Raw genomic sequence first — 15,413 nt, 5'->3', positions numbered from 1 at the left:
AGCAGCTTGCTAACGACGGGGAAGCTAAAGGTAGGCAAAGTAAACACCAGGCTATATGTAATCTCATCACTTAGCTGTCTCTCAAACGACCTGTTTCTTCATTAATCAGGTTGAGGATGTACTTATAAACATCCTCGCCATCTTGCGCGTGATAAATATTTTTCTGTCCGACGCAGTCTCCAAAACCGTCATTCGGGTCCACTTTGTAGTTCACCCCTATCACCCCCATGGTCACTTTGGTTTTTTCCTTGTCAGTGGGGGATTCACTTTCAAATCGATTGGGTTTGCTAGAAATGCGCTGTTTGAGCTTATTACATAGCCCTAGGTCGACAAGGTTCTTTAAATACCCTTCAACCAAACCATATTCACTGTACTTTGGAGTATCCATCCCGTCAGACAGAATAATGAAAACTTGCTGTGGATTTATCTCTGTTGCCTTATCCGCTTCTTGCGCAGCCGAGATAATCCCTTGCCAGGATTGAGTTCCGGTGCTGCCCAAATGGAACGAATCCCCTTTAAGTGTGTTCAAAAAATGCTGATAGTTATCTGTTAACGGAATGTCGTGATACCTCAACAACCCGCCGGTACTGTCGTCAACTCTGAGCGGTGGATTAAACATATTATTGACGGTTTCTTCTGGCATGTTGTAAGAAGCATAATCGTAAGGTACTAACCCTTGTCCTGTTTTCTTTATGGTGTAACCCGAATAGGCGGCTAATGCGACCCGGCTTTTCACATCGGTTTTAAAATCTTCGATATCTTTCACCACGCGAGAAATCACTTTTTTTACCACTTCTATGCGTTGTAAGCCTTCGGTTCCCGACTGTTCGCCCATAGAACCACTCACGTCCAGAATGAAATACACATCGACAGGTAACGGTAAATATTTTCTTGAAGACGACTCTCCGCTTAAGCTGAACTCAGGCTCCAAAGAAATGCTGTCGTACGCAATCCACGATTGGTAACTTGCTTTCACTTGGACAAAAAAATCAACAAACGGTCCGGCTTCTTCACTGCGTTCAACGCATCCATCGCTGTAGTGACACTCTTGTCGATTCACACTCACAATGACATCATCTTTATTATCCAGTACATAGCGGTCGATAATTGATTTGACATAATCTTGGTTGCCGTCTTCATCTCCTTTAGGACTAGCTATGACGGCCAAACTGGCGACTTCAGAAGCCTCAGCTAACTTAGCGTGAGCCAAAAACTGTTGCGATAACTGCATAGCAAATGCAAGAGCCATCACCATAATTGGTACCATGGATACGTAAACAATGCCGGCAATGCCTTGTTGCTTGTTCCTCGAATGCTTCATCACACTCTCGCAAATGCATAGGATGTTGAAATAACATGGTTCACTTCACCGCTGGTGACACCAAGAAGGTTAAATGGCACGGCATAACACACAGACACCTGATACAAAGGTAAGCGTCGGCCTCGAGTCGTTAACGGTAACAGCCTCTTTGCATCACTTTTGCTCATTGTCTGAGCCTCAGTTGTCACATTGCACTGTGCAATGGTTCCTTTATCAATTCGGTCGTAGCGCTTCTCAAGCTCGGAACCACCCTCGTTAAGCCCTTTCTTCTCCAGAGAAACCTGCTCAATACGTAAGCCAAACTTCGTTTTATCAAAATTGGACATCATTCTTCCCATAGAGGCACTCACCAGCGCATAAAACTCTTCGGCTTGTTTTTTACAATCCCCTGCCTGCTCAGGAAAACAGACGTCAAGAGAGCTATTAAACAATTGCCTGCGTTCAGCGACTATTGTTGCGAGGGAATACGCAACTCGGTCAAGCTGCCCCTTGGTGTTGATCGCGACGGAATAATTCACCAACATGCCCAAAAGGCTGGAGAAAAAGACTAAGACCAGAGCAAACTCCACAACAAAAGATCCCCGTTGCACCCGGAACACCGATAAGCTATTCGTCACAGCCCCCTCCGACCCCCATTTGAAACGAGCAGCGCTCATTCTCCTGAATAGAAATAATTTCACGACGTATCTCCATATTTGGCATAAGGAAGTTGAACATCGGTTGATATTCATATTTAAGTTTGTAGATGGCGACAGGCTTGTTACTGGAATCTTGTTCGCCACTTGCGCATGTTTCACGTTCATCTGCGGGCAACATGCTGCAATTCACCAGTTCTTGGTAGCCAGAAAGGTATTCAATCGACGATTGCACTGATCCTTGCTTGGTGATTGCATTCCATAGTGCCCCACCCGAATTGTTTAGCTCTGTAGCCAACAAGCTTTCGTAGTCGACTTTTGTTGAACCGTACGAGCTACCTTGCTTTTTAATCTTCATCACACCAACCGTCAGCGCATGATCCGTCAAGGCTGTAGAATAAGTAAACACGCAGATGTCCAGCCAGGTCAGTATTGCCATGATTAAAATCGGCAGCCCGAGTGCGGTCTCAACGGCGATTGAACCTCTCTGTTTGTTCATAGCTCGATAAATTTCTTCTGAACATAATTAACGACAAAGGCGCCTTTGATATTCAAGCTGTTTAGAAACAATTTAGCTTGCTCCAAGTCGTCAAATTGGCCGACGCAATATCGTTTCCACAGCCCGTGGTTGTAGACATAGACCTTGCCGTAATTGTCTTTAAGGTAATTTAAAAATTCTGGCGGTATCGGTTTGTAAGTCGCCAGAACTTGTACGCGGTAAACCGGCGTCTTAAGTGGCGTTAATGTCCTGACGGGCTCGCTCCTGCGCGCATTACTAAGCTTGGCGTTGTGCTGTCCTATCTCTTGTTCAATAACGTTTGAATTGTTGTTCATAGAGGTACTCTTATCGATATTGAGTGAAGGTTTCGATGTATTGTGAGGTGGATTCTCGCTTTGGTTTCCCATCCCAGACTCATTCAGGTTGAGCGTCGATTTCCCCACCGACTTCATTAACGTTTCTAACTGTTTATGGGCTTCTTTTTCAGGGCGAACTTTCCGCAAGACATCGAAGGCTATGTCAGGGCGTTGTGCGATGATCGCAGCAACAATCAGGTTTGAACTTATTTTTTCATCATTGGGATTGTTCGAGTACAGATCGTAAAGAATATCCATCGCTTCGACGGGTTTTCCTTCCATCATTCGAACCACCGCGATGTTGTTCAGCGCATCCCGGTCAGAAGCGCCGTGCTTGCGACTCTCTTCGAAATGATTAATCGCTTCCAGAAACTGCTTTTTTCTCGCGTAGACCTTGCCCATCATCAAGTGGTATTGATACTGCTCCCCACCATTGTCGAGGTATTTTCTCATTTCCATTTCGCTGCTAGTTAGCATGCCTTTTTCGTAGTGCAGCCGTGCGAGAGAAAGGAGATATTCCGGCTCATCGGATTCATCTTCACTAAAAGTGTTGATATACAGGTTTGCGGATTTAATATCGCCGACATCCAAATAGGAGTTCACCAACCGATATTTATACTCAGGCACTCGGTTGATATTGACTTTATAAAACTCAATCAGAGGTTGTTGTTCACCAGATTTCAATAACATGGATTCTTGCGTTGCCAACTCGTCATCCATACCTGAGCAGCCGCTAAGACAAAGCAACCACAGCACGACGATCTCTTTAGTGAATCGACTCATGCCAGCATCCTCATTATTCCTGGTGCTGCAATCAATACGATGATAGGAACCATGATAAACGCGATGAGGGGAATCGACATTTTTGCGCCCATTTTTCCGATTTTCTCTTCAAGATCCATCATGCTTAATTCACGAATATCGCAAGCGAGTGTGCCCAGAACAGGCCCAACTGACGAGCCGTATTTGAGGCTTTGCGTCAAGGTCATCACCACGCTTTGGGTTTCTGCGGTGGGGACAAAGGTGTAGAAGTCTTCCAACGCCCTCTCAATGCCGACTAACTGGGCCCGCTCGAGCGTTTTTTTCAGCACGTAGGCAAGATGTTTGTCCACGCTACGAAGCTCTTTCGCGAGATATTCTAGGCTTGCTTCTATCGTCATACCGGTATGGACACAAACATTCATCAGATCGAGTAAAAAAGGTAAACGGTGACTGATTTTTCTGGTGATTCGATTACCACGTGAAGCAACATAAGCATCGGGCGCAATCAGAAAGACAATCGCACTTAACGCGACGACGACAACAAACATCGAGATATCAAAGAATTCCACCATCAATAGGAATATCGCTACGCACAGGCAAAAAACGAATGGGACGATTTTTATCAAGTAATACACATTAGCAATCACATTGCTGTATATCCCCGCTTTGACTAATTTCTCTTTGGTTTCTTGCTGATTAAAGTTGAGCACTTTTAGCAGAACCGCGAGCGCATCCATGTAAGGGTTATCGTCACTTTCCTCGCCTATCGCTTTTCGCGCGGCAAGCTGCGCTTTTGCGTTGTCCAGCGCTTTCATCACCAGTAGCGCTATTCCCAATGATATGAAGAACAGTGCAAGGACAATCAGCAATGATGAATAGCTTTCAATTATCAATCGACACCTCGCAATATCATCCAGATACAGAAAAATCCGATTAACTCACTCACAACGACATAGTAAAAAATCACTTTCCCACCTTCTTCGAACATCACGAAGTTATAGTTTTCGGGGCTGGTGAACTTCAAGATCGCTAAGAAAATAAACGGTAAAGCGGCGATGATTTTCGCCGAAGAGCGCGCTTCTGACGTCAGCGCATTTTTCTTTTTCTCGATGGCGCGAACGTTAAACATGATGCGGTTAATGCGGTTGATGACTTCTTTCAGTTGGCCACCACGGCTTAGGTTAATGCGTATCGCGGCAATAAAGAAAAAGTACTCCACATAAGGAAACGATGAAGCACTGCGCATCAACACATCATCAGCGTCTTCGCCAATCAGCAAACGCTCAGACATGAGTTTAAACTCGGCACCCACATCGTTATCGAGCCGAACGCCAACATACTCGAATGCATGCACAATGCTCTGCCCAGCAGAAAGTGCCCCGGAAAGAATGTTTAAGGCGTCCGGGAAGTTACTTTGAAATTGTTTGGCTCTGAGTGATTTGAGTTTGACGAGTAAAAAAACTAACAGAATTGGTTGCAGAACAGGCAACACATACCAAATGTTCTGTTTAAAGAAAGAGTCGTTAACGAACCAAATAATCAGCGCACTTATGATGAAAAACAGTGTTAGTTTTACCAAAGGATTCGGTTCTAATAATCGCTCAATCTCTCTAGTAGAAAACTTTGCCCGCGTGATCCAGTCATCATTAAAACGACGCACATCGATCACTGATTTGACGCCTTTCACTCCTTCGAACGAACCACTGTCATCAATCAGCTCTGAAAGCACTTTTTCGCTCTTTCTTTTGCTGTAGAAATAAAACCCCAACAACCATAGCCACAAAAATATAACGACTATCATGAAAACAGCTCCTTAAGCGCTCCCTCCAAGCCAAAAAATCGTGCCCGTTCATAGATCACAGAACGCTTCGATAACCCAGGGGTGTGGTACTCACCCTGAATTTTTCCCTCCTCAAAATGGCCACTGTTTTCAAAACGGAAGATGTCTTCCATCACGACACTTTCGCCTTCCAGCCCAACAATCTCAGAGATGTACATCACTTTGCGCGAGCCATCATGTAAGCGTTTAACCTGTACAATCAGGTCAATGGCACTGACAATGGTTCTGCGGATCGCCTGAATCGGCAAATTGGCGGTGGCCATCATCACCATGCTTTCGATACGGGCAATCGCGTCTCTCGGAGTGTTGGCGTGCAGTGTCGACATTGAACCGTCGTGACCAGTGTTCATTGCTTGTAGCATCTCGAACGCTTCGCCACCACGGCACTCCCCGACAATGATCCTATCTGGGCGCATACGCAGCGCATTGATTACGAGATCTCGGGCAGTAATTTCTCCCGTCCCTTCGATGCTGGCTTCACGGGTTTCTAAACGGACGATATGAGGTTGCTGCAGCTGCAATTCAGCCGCATCTTCTATCGTGACAATACGTTCGCTGTCACCGATAAAGCCTGACAGTGCGTTAAGCAGGGTGGTTTTCCCCGAACCAGTACCGCCAGAGATAAGTATGTTGCACTTGCAATGGCTAGCAATAGAGAGGACTTTTGCCATTTCTACCGACATCGCACCAAACTCAACAAGGTGTTCTAGGCGGATTTTCTGCTCTTTGAATTTACGAATCGAAACCGACGTTCCATCAATGGCTAAGGGCGGAATGACAATGTTTACACGGCTGCCGTCTGCTAGGCGCGCGTCACATAAGGGTTTTGAATCATCAATGCGTCGCCCAACGACAGACGCAATTCTTTTGGCGATGGTATTGAGCTGTTTTTCGTTAACAAATTGGATCTCAGACTTTTGAACTTTGCCGGCAATTTCAATGAAGATGTCCGAAGGGCCATTGATCATAATGTCAGAGATATGGTCATTTTCTAGCAATGACTGAAGCGGCCCTAAGCCTTTTAACTCATCCAATAACGCTTTGACGATTTCGCTTCGCTGCGCACTGCTAACCGTCATTTTTCGCTTTTCTATCAATAAATTAACGGTTTCTTTCAACTGATTCGACAATTCACTATTGCTCGTTTCTGCTAACGTTGCAGCGTCCAGCGCGTCAAAGATCTCGCTGCGCAACTCGACATATACGTGTTTTAACTGCTCCATAATTGAAACCGCCCGAATCGATTGTTTTTCTTAATATTTTTACCGGTAAGTGACAGCACTAACTCGCTGATTGGTACACCAAAACGTCCCTGTAGCAGGTCGCCCAAACCATTTTGCAACACGGCTTTTTCCAACGCGGCTTCATAGGGTATATCGATACTTTGACGACATTTGATGCGCGCTTTTGCGTTCGCTAAAGTCATCAAAAAGTCTTTGTTCTGGCGAGAAAGAGAAAAGATCACCTCATGTTTGGCTTTACCGAGCTTACGTTTCATCAGGTTATAGGAACGCAATGACGACACCGACGGCTCGCACACAACAAAGATACGATGGTAGGTCTCGTTGATTTCTTGGAAATTGATATCGTCAAACGCGGAAAACGGCAGTGAGTCCAGGATGAAGTTGTATTTCGACGCCAACTGGGACGAAAGCGAATACAAACGCTCGGTATGACTCAAAGCGCCGTCGCCATGCTTGTCCAAAACCAGATAATCGAGCTTGTCTCGCATGCTGCTGATATAGGTCAGTGCCACTGCTTCATCAATATCTTGCGGATCAATACTGAGTTGTGGCTTGGACTTATTGCTTTTTACACCAAGGAAAATATCGCAGTTAAGTGCACCATAGTCGTGGTCTACGAGCAGCACTTTTAATCCCGCAAACTCGGACAACGAATAAGATAGCGCCGACGTTACCGTTGAAAGCCCAACTCCTCCTTTGGAACCGATCATCAGAACACGCTTCGCAACACGTTTACTGGTTGTTTTAGATCCGTCACTTAGCGCACTCAACTGAACCGCCGTGAGCAACCCATTGAGATCTTCATCCCATAGGACGTAAGTGGCTCCAAGACTCATGACAAGGTCATAGATGCGGATAGAATCGACGAGACCCACCACAATCAGTGACACAGAAATGTCCAATTGGCTGGCTATTTGAGAAACATCCTCAACCAAGTCACTACTTGAACGCATATCTAGAATGACATTCTGCAAGCTTGTAATTTCCTTTTTCGACTTACTGGCAAAATTGTAGTCTTGCTGCGACAACGGCTTGGAAAAGCCTTCCATGGCGTATAACTCAGCGACAGAATCAATAAAGCTTGCGTTGTCTGACACCACCAGGTCACGAGAGGTAATCTCTCCTTCTGGCTCTCGATTGGTTTGATTGAACAAGTTATTTAAGTCCACGTTAATCACCACTTTCTATTGGATTGACCAGACTGATGTTGCGATTGTGCTCAAGCGCACAACCAAATCGGTAAGACTGAGCATTGTGAAAAGAGAGGTAACCACAATCAGAATTGCGGACCTTGAGATACACAGCGACAACTTTGACCGCTTTGTTCATGCCTTTATCTGTCGCATTCAAAGCAAATCGTTGCGGCGTTACGCCCTGATTTTTTAGACTAACGACGAGCTCATCAATAAGCTCACTTTGATCGGGTAAGTAGTAAATCTCAAACTTAGACTTCGCTTCTCGCATATTGACGTCTAAGATAAATTCCGACACTTTTTGCAACGCAACATCTTTTCGCGTTTTCTCCAGCTCAAATGTCTCTTTCATTTTGACGATAGAAAATGTGTTTGACGGCGATTGCACAGCGCAGGCGGCCAATACAAACACCACTAAAATGATCGTGACTATTCTCATCAGTTGAATCCTCCTGCTTGGATGGTTTTCTCTAGGTCAGATTCATCAGCGTCTTGTATCGAAAATCTCAGTAAACGCTCGATGTCGCTGGTGCGCTTGAACGCTGGCAGTTTGATTTGGTCGGTTTCGACTGGGTCAACAAGATTGACGGTGGCAACGATGATCAATTCGGTTTTCTTGCTGTCTGATTTGGTACTGCTGAACAGCGCGCCAAGGATTGGGATGTCACCCAAAATTGGGATTTTCTTCAGCGACTCCTTCTCTTCGGTGGTCAACAAGCCCGCTAAGACAAAACTCTGGCCATCTTTGAGTTGAACCGTGGTTTGCGCCTTTCTTGTTTTAAGCGATGGAAAATTGTAGGACGCATTCTCAGTGCGGTTAACGGTATCTATCGAACTTACCTCAGGGAGCAATGACAACCGGATGTTTTCTGAATCGGTTACTTTCGCCACCATTGATAGCTTTACGCCGTACTCCTTGTATTGAATGGTGTAGGTATCGTCCTGTTTAATCGCTAACGGGATTTCACCGCCGACCAAGAAACTGGCGGTTTCACCGGAAATCACCGAGAGATTGGGCTGCGCGAGGATCTGCCCGACTTCATCGTTACCGCTTGCAGCAATAATCGACACTATGTCTTGCGCGGTAAAATCGAGGATCTTGTTATAGAATTTACCCACCTCTCCCCCTCCGATATCAGAATAGGAAACCCCTAGCTCAGTGAGAAAAGAGTTGGAGACCTCAGCGACTGTCAGCTTTAAATTGATCTGCTCGGTACTTAGCACTTTGAGGTTATTAATGATGCCCTCGTAGAGGTATTTTCTGGTGTAAGTGAGCTCTTCCTTTTCCTCGTCCTGTAGCCCCTCGATGGTCTTAGTATTCACGCTACTATTTTTTTTTAGCAGCTCACCGACTAAGCGATACACTTGGTATTTGATCTGCTCACTACTGACCACACCGTCCAGCACAACTTGATCACCCACATTGGACACCGTGACAGATTCATCAGGGAAACGAGCAATTAACGTCTGCTTAAGCAGTCGCAGGCTTTGATTAACCACCAATTCAGCGTTGTAGATTTCATTTCCACCAACGTCATAAACGATGACTGATGTCGAGCCAACCCCGATCCCGTAAACAACCGCTTTGGTCTGATCAACAATTTTGTAATCCGCGATGTTAGTGTCACCAATGAAGATCGTATCTATTTTTCGATTAAGCTTCAGTGTCTTAGCAGCACCCTGATCAAGGCTCATAAGTTCAGAAGCTGCAGAGTGAGTCGACAGAAAACACACCAGCAGTATTAGAGAACGACGAAATTGAGCTTTCATTGGCGATCATTTCCTCGTAGCTCACGAATTGTGTGCTTAGTGCCCAATATATCGCTGCTTTTGAAAGTAAGATTGCTAGATACGAGACCAGAGTGAATGATTTGGACATCGCCAAGTTTTCTCGCCATTTCTAGCTTTAAAATATCCGATACCGACAGAGCAATAATCAGCGCGTAGCTTGCTTTCTTTTCGCTCGCATTGTCTTTTACGACCTTTAACACCTTGGCATCATTGACGATAACGCGGCTAACCAACTCACCACGACGGTTGGAATAGTCCTTGTCTGGTTTGGTAGAGGTCGTCGATAAAAAGCTAATTAAGTTACCAGGCTTCAATGGAAGTGCATTTAAAAACTGATTGTTTTCTTCCTCATAGTAGTAAGGCACTTCATCTTGATTTAACGACAAAATCATGTAGTCATCGTCACTGATGTTACTAATCATGCTGGCTTTGACTTTGCGTTTGGCTTTTATGCTCTCTCTGTAGCGAGCGCCCTCCCCGATCTCAATATCTTTCTGAGAATCATAGTTTTCACGCATATATTCAGACTTCAAAACGTCAACCACTTTATAGTCATGAGCTTCAACGAGCTCCGCCTTATTTCTGTCTCGCACCATTTCCAAAACAGGAACTGTCTCTTCTTTGACCTTTTCCTCTAGTTCGGAGTTAGATCCTGAAAATAAGATTCCCTGAAAATAAAAGAGCGTCACAAATATGCAAATAGCAACAAGAATAAATATTATTTTTCTATTCATAAGGCTAACCTAGAGGCCATTACAGCCTCTAACTAACTGGACTTTATAAGATTTTATTGTCCCGGTTGGTTAGCCGTTCCTATATTGGATTTTACAGCAGTAACTGCATCTACTAACGCTTGTTTCAAATCCCCATTTTTAAATACAACCAAAATAATCGCTGACATTGCTACGGCAATAATTGCATACTCAACCGCAGTAACTCCACGTTGATCATTACGAAATTCGAGTAGGTACATTTTGAACTCATAAATTTTAGCCATTATATTTAAGTACATTTTTTTACCTTTAATTAATTAAAACACTAACTGACTAAATAATAATATTTAAATTAATTAACGTTGACCAATTAACATTTTAAATATAAAAATAACAATGAATTATAGCTTTCTTGGTTGTTTATAAGGTAATAAAAAACATTTATTTGAAATCAATGACGGATAATAGTTATATAGGTAATGTTAAATCCATCATAAATGGAAAAATATGGTCTATATATTAGGGTTATTATTTCTATCAATCATGGTGTCTTGGACAGATATAAAATATAGAAAAATCCCAAACCCACATGTCATTTTTATACTATTGCTCACCTCTCTATTATCGATTTCGCTTGGTTACTTCACCCAAACAGTTGGAATTGCAGTTTTGGTACTTATTGCGGCTATGTTGCTCTGGAGAAAAGGATTTATTGGCGGGGGAGACGTCAAACTACTCGCGGTATTTTCCCTCGGAGTTAACCCTCAATATCAACTATTGGTGTTACTACTGATGACCTGTTTCACCTTTGTTCAATTGGTTATTGCGTCGATATCTTGTCGAGCTGAGCGCTGCCGATTTTCACTCGATAAAGGCATCCCTCTCGGGATACCTATATCGTTTTCATACTGGTTAGGCTGTGTGCTCTCGGTTTTATCAGCCTAACGCTGCCCTATTGGAACAGTCCATTGTCACCTAGCACCTGATGAATTCGGCGTTTTATCCCTTTGGTGTCGAATTCTTTGGTCAGCGTATCGCTACACCATACGTACATGTTCAAAAGCTGTTTAGTCGGCGAAACGTAACAATCTATGCCCTTGATACACCAGTCAGGGCATATGACCAACGTATTATCAAATTGCAGCTGGCTTTTTATCAACGTCGAGCAGCTGGTTGTGATCCAATTTTTCACCTTGCTAATATCAATATTGTTTTGGATTAAAATTGTCTGGACATGAGATTTTCTTAGCGTTTGGCAATAAACAATCACTTCAGGTACGTGTTCTGAATTGAGGCTCTGCGCCATAACGTAATGGGAAGAGCTGATGTTATACGACTTTCCCGTATTATTAACCAAATGGTTAAAGCTGAAAATAAGGTCAAACTCTTCAGTCCTTTCCGGAAAGGAGGAAGAGCAAAAGAACGACACAGAGGTTTCCATTTTGTCTAGCATTCTTAACTCGTTAAGTATCTGATCGATAATCTTTTGGCTGAATGAGTCTGAAATCGCGATGCTGACTTTTTCTTTAGTGCTTGCTCGTTCCAAGTCTTCAAATAGCTTTTCATACAAGTTCATTGACTGATCCGCGTAAGAAAGGAGTATCTTACCTTGCCTCGTCAGTCCAAACCTGTCCTGTCTATCAAAGACCTCTGTACCAATGATTGTCTCTATCTTTTTGATATGTTGTGAGACAGCAGGTTGAGTCATAAAAAGTGCATCTGCAGCTGCAGTCAGATTTTTGTGTTTAACCACTTGATAAAAGGTTTTTAAGTATTTTACATCTATGGTTTTCGTTTGAGTTTTCATAACAAATTCTCAAGGTTTTAATTATAAGCACTTATATTTAGTATCATGCTTATAGCGCAATAACTATACGGTTTTATTTTATATTCCCATAAGTAGAAATATGATTTAAAAACATAAAAAGTAATGATATTAACTTTATTTATTCTTCAATAAATTTTCATCCATGAAAAATAGTCATTAAACGGTTATTGTTTAAAACGTCCATAAAAGTCATTCTTTATCGAGGCAACGGCATAATATGCAACAGGAATTACAAACAGTGTAAACAAAGTTCCAGAAAGTAACCCTCCTACTAATACCAAACCGATATTTTCTCGTCCTACCGAACCAGGCCCTTCACTCAAAGCCAGTGGCAACGCCCCGAGTATCATGGTTATGGTCGTCATCATTATTGGTCTAAAACGAGATCGCACACTCGAAATAATGGCACCAAGCTCTGACATTCCTTCGTGCTGACGCTTATTGGCGAATTCAACCAATAAAATACCATGCTTGGTCACTAAACCGACCAGAGTAAGCAAACCAATTTTTGAATAGATATTGATACTTTGTCCAAACAACCAAAGTGAAAGCAATGCACCAATGATACAAAGAGGAACAGTTAGTAGAATTAACAATGGATCTCTAAAGCTCTCGAATTGAGCCGCCAATATGAGATAAATAAACACAATCGCCACCCCAAACAAGGTCTGTGTTCCCTCTTCAGAGTCCATCAGCTCTTTTATCGTACCGTTGAAGTAGAACCTTTGATTGTCAGCTAAGAACCGGGGCAGATTCTGTTCAATGTATGTTTTTACCTCGTCGGCACTATAGCCCGGCGATAAGTCTGCCGTTATCTCTGCCGCATCCAACCCCATGAATGTTTGCACTTTGGTATCCAACGTAGCCGGTTTGATCTCAACAAATTGCGACAGCGGCAATGTCTCCCCTGTTTCAGAGACAACATTCAAATTGTTAAGTACCGAAAAATCGCCCAAGTTTTCTTGCTTCACTTGCACTCTTATTGGATAGGTAAAACCATCTTTGGCTTGCAAATTGCCAGGCTGTACGGCGCTTAGGTACGTCGACAACGTGTCTGTAACGTCTTCATAATCCACCTCCGATAAGAGAACCGCATTGCTGTCTATCCATAACTCATAGCCCAGTTCATCACGCGCGGTTGAGTTGAGGACATTCGTTAATCCAGGATACGCTTTGAGTAACTTAGTGATTTCGGCTACTGTTTGGTATAACTGCTCAGCGTCCTTGTCCGAAGTGACGACTTCTAGTTTGACCTGATCGGAGATATTGAGGTCTGCCGCAGAACGAACCAAATATGAAGCTTTGTAGGCAGAAAGTTCATTTTGTGAATCTATTGCCAGCCGAGTCGCCACGTCCTCCGCATTGTCGCCTCTCTCATCCCAAGGTTTGAGCAATATGTGGTTGTAAGGATCATTTTCAATGTAAGACATGTTCTGTTCGACATTCGAGTCCTGATCAATAATACGGTTTAACTCTGCCGCGTGTTCAAGGTGGTATTGGCGATTTGCGCCATTGGGAGACTGTACTTTCGCTTCGATAAACCCAGTGTCTTCAGTTGGCAGTAGGACATTCGGTGATATCCAAAAAATCGCCGCAGAAGCCAAGCTGACTACGATTAATCCCCCGAACACCCACCATTTGCGGTCAAACCATTTGATCAGCTCTTTAACGTAGCGTTCAATCAGTCGTTTTAGCTTAGCCTCTATCCATAAAAACCAACTGGCTGGCTGCGGTTGTGGCTTGATGATGTAGGCGCACATCACCGGGGATAAGGTCAGTGCAACAAATCCTGAGATCAATACCGCTGCCGCGAGAGTAAAAGCAAACTGACGGAACAAATCGACAGTCAACCCAGACATAAAACCGATTGGGGTATAGACCACCGCCAAGGTCATCGTCATTGAAATCACAGGGAAAGCGATCTCTTTGCTGCCTTCAATAGCGGCTTCTAAAGGAGGCTCACCACTTTCGACCCGCCTGTAACAGTTTTCTGCCACGATGATGGCATCATCTACCACTAGTCCGATCGCCAGAATGATCGACAGCACCGTGAGAACATTAATGCTAAAGCCCAAAATAGCCATAACAGAAAACACCCCAATGACGCAGATAGGTATTGTGATGATGGGAATCGACGCCAGACGGATAGAGCCCAAAAACAAAACCATAACCAGCGAGACGAGGACTATCGCTTCGATGAGAGCATTGAATCCTTCTTGAATCGAAGATTCAATAAAATCCGCTTGGTCATAGACAACTCTCATTTTCACACCATCTGGTAGTGCAGTTTGTAATTGTTCAACCTTATCCTTGACGAGTTTTGCGACTGTGACGGGATTCGCGCTGCGTAGCGGCTTAATTTGCAATGCCATCGCAGGGCTACCGTTTACCGTCAAAATACTCGGATCAATAACATGTGTGCCCATCACTACTTCGGCGACATCTTTTAGTCTCACAACATTGCCAGCTTCAGAGCGTACGACTAAATTGGCAACCTCATTCACATCAGATATTGGCGTTTCTGGATTAATTGAATAACTACGCCCTTCACCAATGATTCTACCTGCGGTGAAACTCTCACTGTACGCTTCTATCGTATCGACAACATCCGATGGATTGAGCTTAAGCGCTTTCATACGGTCAGGCAGCAGCCAAACTCTTACCGCACCAGCACTACCGCCATAAGGCCCCCAAATCGCTCCGACACCATCTAACCGCCTAAATTGAGGCATCAATTGCTGCCTTATATAGTCCAACAACTCCTGCTTTGTCATAGCCCCTTCACTGACAAAAGAAATGATATTGCTGGCGAAACTAGAATCTGAAGAGTTATCGGTAATACTGGGACGCTTTTCCATACTCTCGGGAAAGTCGTCAATCGCTTCGATCCGGCTACGGAGTTTATTGAGCAGGTTGATGTATTCCACGTCGGAAACATCATCATGAAAGACGAGTTTTAACGAACAACTCCCGTGCTTGCAATCGGTCGACATGGTTTTAACGCGACCAATAATCGCAGCCGCTTCTGTGAGTTTTTCTGCCACATTTTTTGACATGAACCTTGCGCTTGCCCCATCAATAGTGGCATCAACTGTCGCCGTCAGTTTTCTATGCTCAGGGAAATATTGGATATCCAATGTACGGAACGACCAAACACCAAGCAAAACGATCGCAATACTAAAAACCATGGCAATAACAGGGTGTTTGATACAAACTTCTGTTAACTTCATT

The 15,413-nt window shown here is 43.8% G+C and carries 15 protein-coding genes; 1 reads left to right on the top strand and 14 read right to left on the bottom strand.

Annotation, left to right across the window (positions count from 1 at the left end; translation table 11 throughout):
- Positions 1-70: 70 nt before the first annotated feature.
- From HCZ42_RS14445 to HCZ42_RS14390, 12 genes are read right to left on the bottom strand one after another with little or no spacing between them, the layout of a single operon-like run.
- Complete coding sequence (locus HCZ42_RS14445; RefSeq protein WP_167421356.1) at positions 71-1,321, bottom strand: vWA domain-containing protein; 1,251 nt, start codon at positions 1,319-1,321, stop codon at positions 71-73.
- Positions 1,321-1,938: a tight adherence pilus pseudopilin TadF gene (gene tadF / locus HCZ42_RS14440; protein ID WP_368484194.1), complete on the bottom strand. Its 618-nt coding sequence runs from the start codon at positions 1,936-1,938 to the stop codon at positions 1,321-1,323. The genes HCZ42_RS14445 and tadF overlap by 1 nt, the downstream gene beginning before the upstream one ends.
- Positions 1,928-2,455: a TadE/TadG family type IV pilus assembly protein gene (locus tag HCZ42_RS14435; RefSeq protein WP_167421355.1), complete on the bottom strand. Its 528-nt coding sequence runs from the start codon at positions 2,453-2,455 to the stop codon at positions 1,928-1,930. Before HCZ42_RS14435 ends, tadF begins: the two co-directional genes overlap by 11 nt.
- The gene (locus HCZ42_RS14430) at positions 2,452-3,594 is read right to left on the bottom strand and encodes a tetratricopeptide repeat protein (protein ID WP_167421354.1); all 1,143 of its coding nucleotides are present in this window, start codon (positions 3,592-3,594) and stop codon (positions 2,452-2,454) included. The genes HCZ42_RS14435 and HCZ42_RS14430 overlap by 4 nt, the downstream gene beginning before the upstream one ends.
- Positions 3,591-4,460, bottom strand: coding sequence for a type II secretion system F family protein (locus HCZ42_RS14425; protein WP_439849002.1), 870 nt, complete (start codon positions 4,458-4,460; stop codon positions 3,591-3,593). The genes HCZ42_RS14430 and HCZ42_RS14425 overlap by 4 nt, the downstream gene beginning before the upstream one ends.
- Positions 4,461-4,462: 2 nt before the next feature.
- On the bottom strand, positions 4,463-5,374 hold the full coding sequence (locus HCZ42_RS14420) for a type II secretion system F family protein (protein WP_167421353.1): 912 nt from the start codon (positions 5,372-5,374) through the stop codon (positions 4,463-4,465).
- Complete coding sequence (locus HCZ42_RS14415; RefSeq protein ID WP_167421352.1) at positions 5,371-6,636, bottom strand: CpaF family protein; 1,266 nt, start codon at positions 6,634-6,636, stop codon at positions 5,371-5,373. Before HCZ42_RS14415 ends, HCZ42_RS14420 begins: the two co-directional genes overlap by 4 nt.
- A complete protein-coding gene (locus HCZ42_RS14410) occupies positions 6,624-7,826 on the bottom strand; it encodes an AAA family ATPase (protein WP_167421351.1) in 1,203 nt (400 codons plus the stop codon). The genes HCZ42_RS14415 and HCZ42_RS14410 overlap by 13 nt, the downstream gene beginning before the upstream one ends.
- Position 7,827: 1 nt before the next feature.
- Positions 7,828-8,289 carry an ATPase gene (locus HCZ42_RS14405; RefSeq protein ID WP_167421350.1) on the bottom strand — a complete coding sequence of 154 codons (462 nt, stop codon included), beginning with the start codon at positions 8,287-8,289 and terminating at the stop codon, positions 7,828-7,830.
- Positions 8,289-9,620, bottom strand: a complete 1,332-nt coding sequence (locus tag HCZ42_RS14400; protein WP_167421349.1) for a type II and III secretion system protein family protein — start codon at positions 9,618-9,620, stop codon at positions 8,289-8,291. Before HCZ42_RS14400 ends, HCZ42_RS14405 begins: the two co-directional genes overlap by 1 nt.
- Positions 9,617-10,375, bottom strand: a complete 759-nt coding sequence (locus HCZ42_RS14395; protein WP_167421348.1) for a pilus assembly protein CpaB — start codon at positions 10,373-10,375, stop codon at positions 9,617-9,619. The genes HCZ42_RS14400 and HCZ42_RS14395 overlap by 4 nt, the downstream gene beginning before the upstream one ends.
- Positions 10,376-10,428: 53 nt before the next feature.
- Positions 10,429-10,653, bottom strand: coding sequence for a Flp family type IVb pilin (locus HCZ42_RS14390; protein ID WP_167421347.1), 225 nt, complete (start codon positions 10,651-10,653; stop codon positions 10,429-10,431).
- A gap of 208 nt (positions 10,654-10,861) precedes the next feature.
- On the opposite strand from HCZ42_RS14390, the gene HCZ42_RS22120 reads away from it, so the two are divergent.
- The gene (locus tag HCZ42_RS22120) at positions 10,862-11,299 is read left to right on the top strand and encodes a prepilin peptidase (protein ID WP_167421346.1); all 438 of its coding nucleotides are present in this window, start codon (positions 10,862-10,864) and stop codon (positions 11,297-11,299) included.
- Between the two features lie 7 nt (positions 11,300-11,306).
- On the opposite strand, the gene HCZ42_RS14380 is transcribed toward HCZ42_RS22120, so the two are convergent.
- A complete protein-coding gene (locus HCZ42_RS14380; RefSeq protein WP_167421345.1) occupies positions 11,307-12,161 on the bottom strand; it encodes a LysR family transcriptional regulator in 855 nt (284 codons plus the stop codon).
- Positions 12,162-12,346: 185 nt separating this feature from the next.
- The gene (locus HCZ42_RS14375; protein ID WP_167421344.1) at positions 12,347-15,412 is read right to left on the bottom strand and encodes an efflux RND transporter permease subunit; all 3,066 of its coding nucleotides are present in this window, start codon (positions 15,410-15,412) and stop codon (positions 12,347-12,349) included.
- Between the last annotated feature and the right edge of the window lies 1 nt (position 15,413).

The sequence above is a fragment of the Vibrio hepatarius genome (assembly GCF_011806575.1).
Classification (GTDB): Bacteria; Pseudomonadota; Gammaproteobacteria; order Enterobacterales; family Vibrionaceae; genus Vibrio; species Vibrio hepatarius_A.
This window is presented reverse-complemented; position numbering and strand designations above follow the sequence as displayed.

Coding starts and splice junctions, on each gene's coding strand:
- HCZ42_RS14445 (WP_167421356.1), bottom strand. CDS start 1,321: ATGAAGCATTCGAGGAACAAGCAACAAGGCATTGCCGGCATTGTTTAC.
- HCZ42_RS14435 (WP_167421355.1), bottom strand. CDS start 2,455: ATGAACAAACAGAGAGGTTCAATCGCCGTTGAGACCGCACTCGGGCTG.
- HCZ42_RS14430 (WP_167421354.1), bottom strand. CDS start 3,594: ATGAGTCGATTCACTAAAGAGATCGTCGTGCTGTGGTTGCTTTGTCTT.
- HCZ42_RS14420 (WP_167421353.1), bottom strand. CDS start 5,374: ATGATAGTCGTTATATTTTTGTGGCTATGGTTGTTGGGGTTTTATTTC.
- HCZ42_RS14415 (WP_167421352.1), bottom strand. CDS start 6,636: ATGGAGCAGTTAAAACACGTATATGTCGAGTTGCGCAGCGAGATCTTT.
- HCZ42_RS14405 (WP_167421350.1), bottom strand. CDS start 8,289: ATGAGAATAGTCACGATCATTTTAGTGGTGTTTGTATTGGCCGCCTGC.
- HCZ42_RS14400 (WP_167421349.1), bottom strand. CDS start 9,620: ATGAAAGCTCAATTTCGTCGTTCTCTAATACTGCTGGTGTGTTTTCTG.
- HCZ42_RS14395 (WP_167421348.1), bottom strand. CDS start 10,375: ATGAATAGAAAAATAATATTTATTCTTGTTGCTATTTGCATATTTGTG.
- HCZ42_RS14390 (WP_167421347.1), bottom strand. CDS start 10,653: ATGTACTTAAATATAATGGCTAAAATTTATGAGTTCAAAATGTACCTA.
- HCZ42_RS22120 (WP_167421346.1), top strand. CDS start 10,862: ATGGTCTATATATTAGGGTTATTATTTCTATCAATCATGGTGTCTTGG.
- HCZ42_RS14380 (WP_167421345.1), bottom strand. CDS start 12,161: ATGAAAACTCAAACGAAAACCATAGATGTAAAATACTTAAAAACCTTT.
- HCZ42_RS14375 (WP_167421344.1), bottom strand. CDS start 15,412: ATGAAGTTAACAGAAGTTTGTATCAAACACCCTGTTATTGCCATGGTT.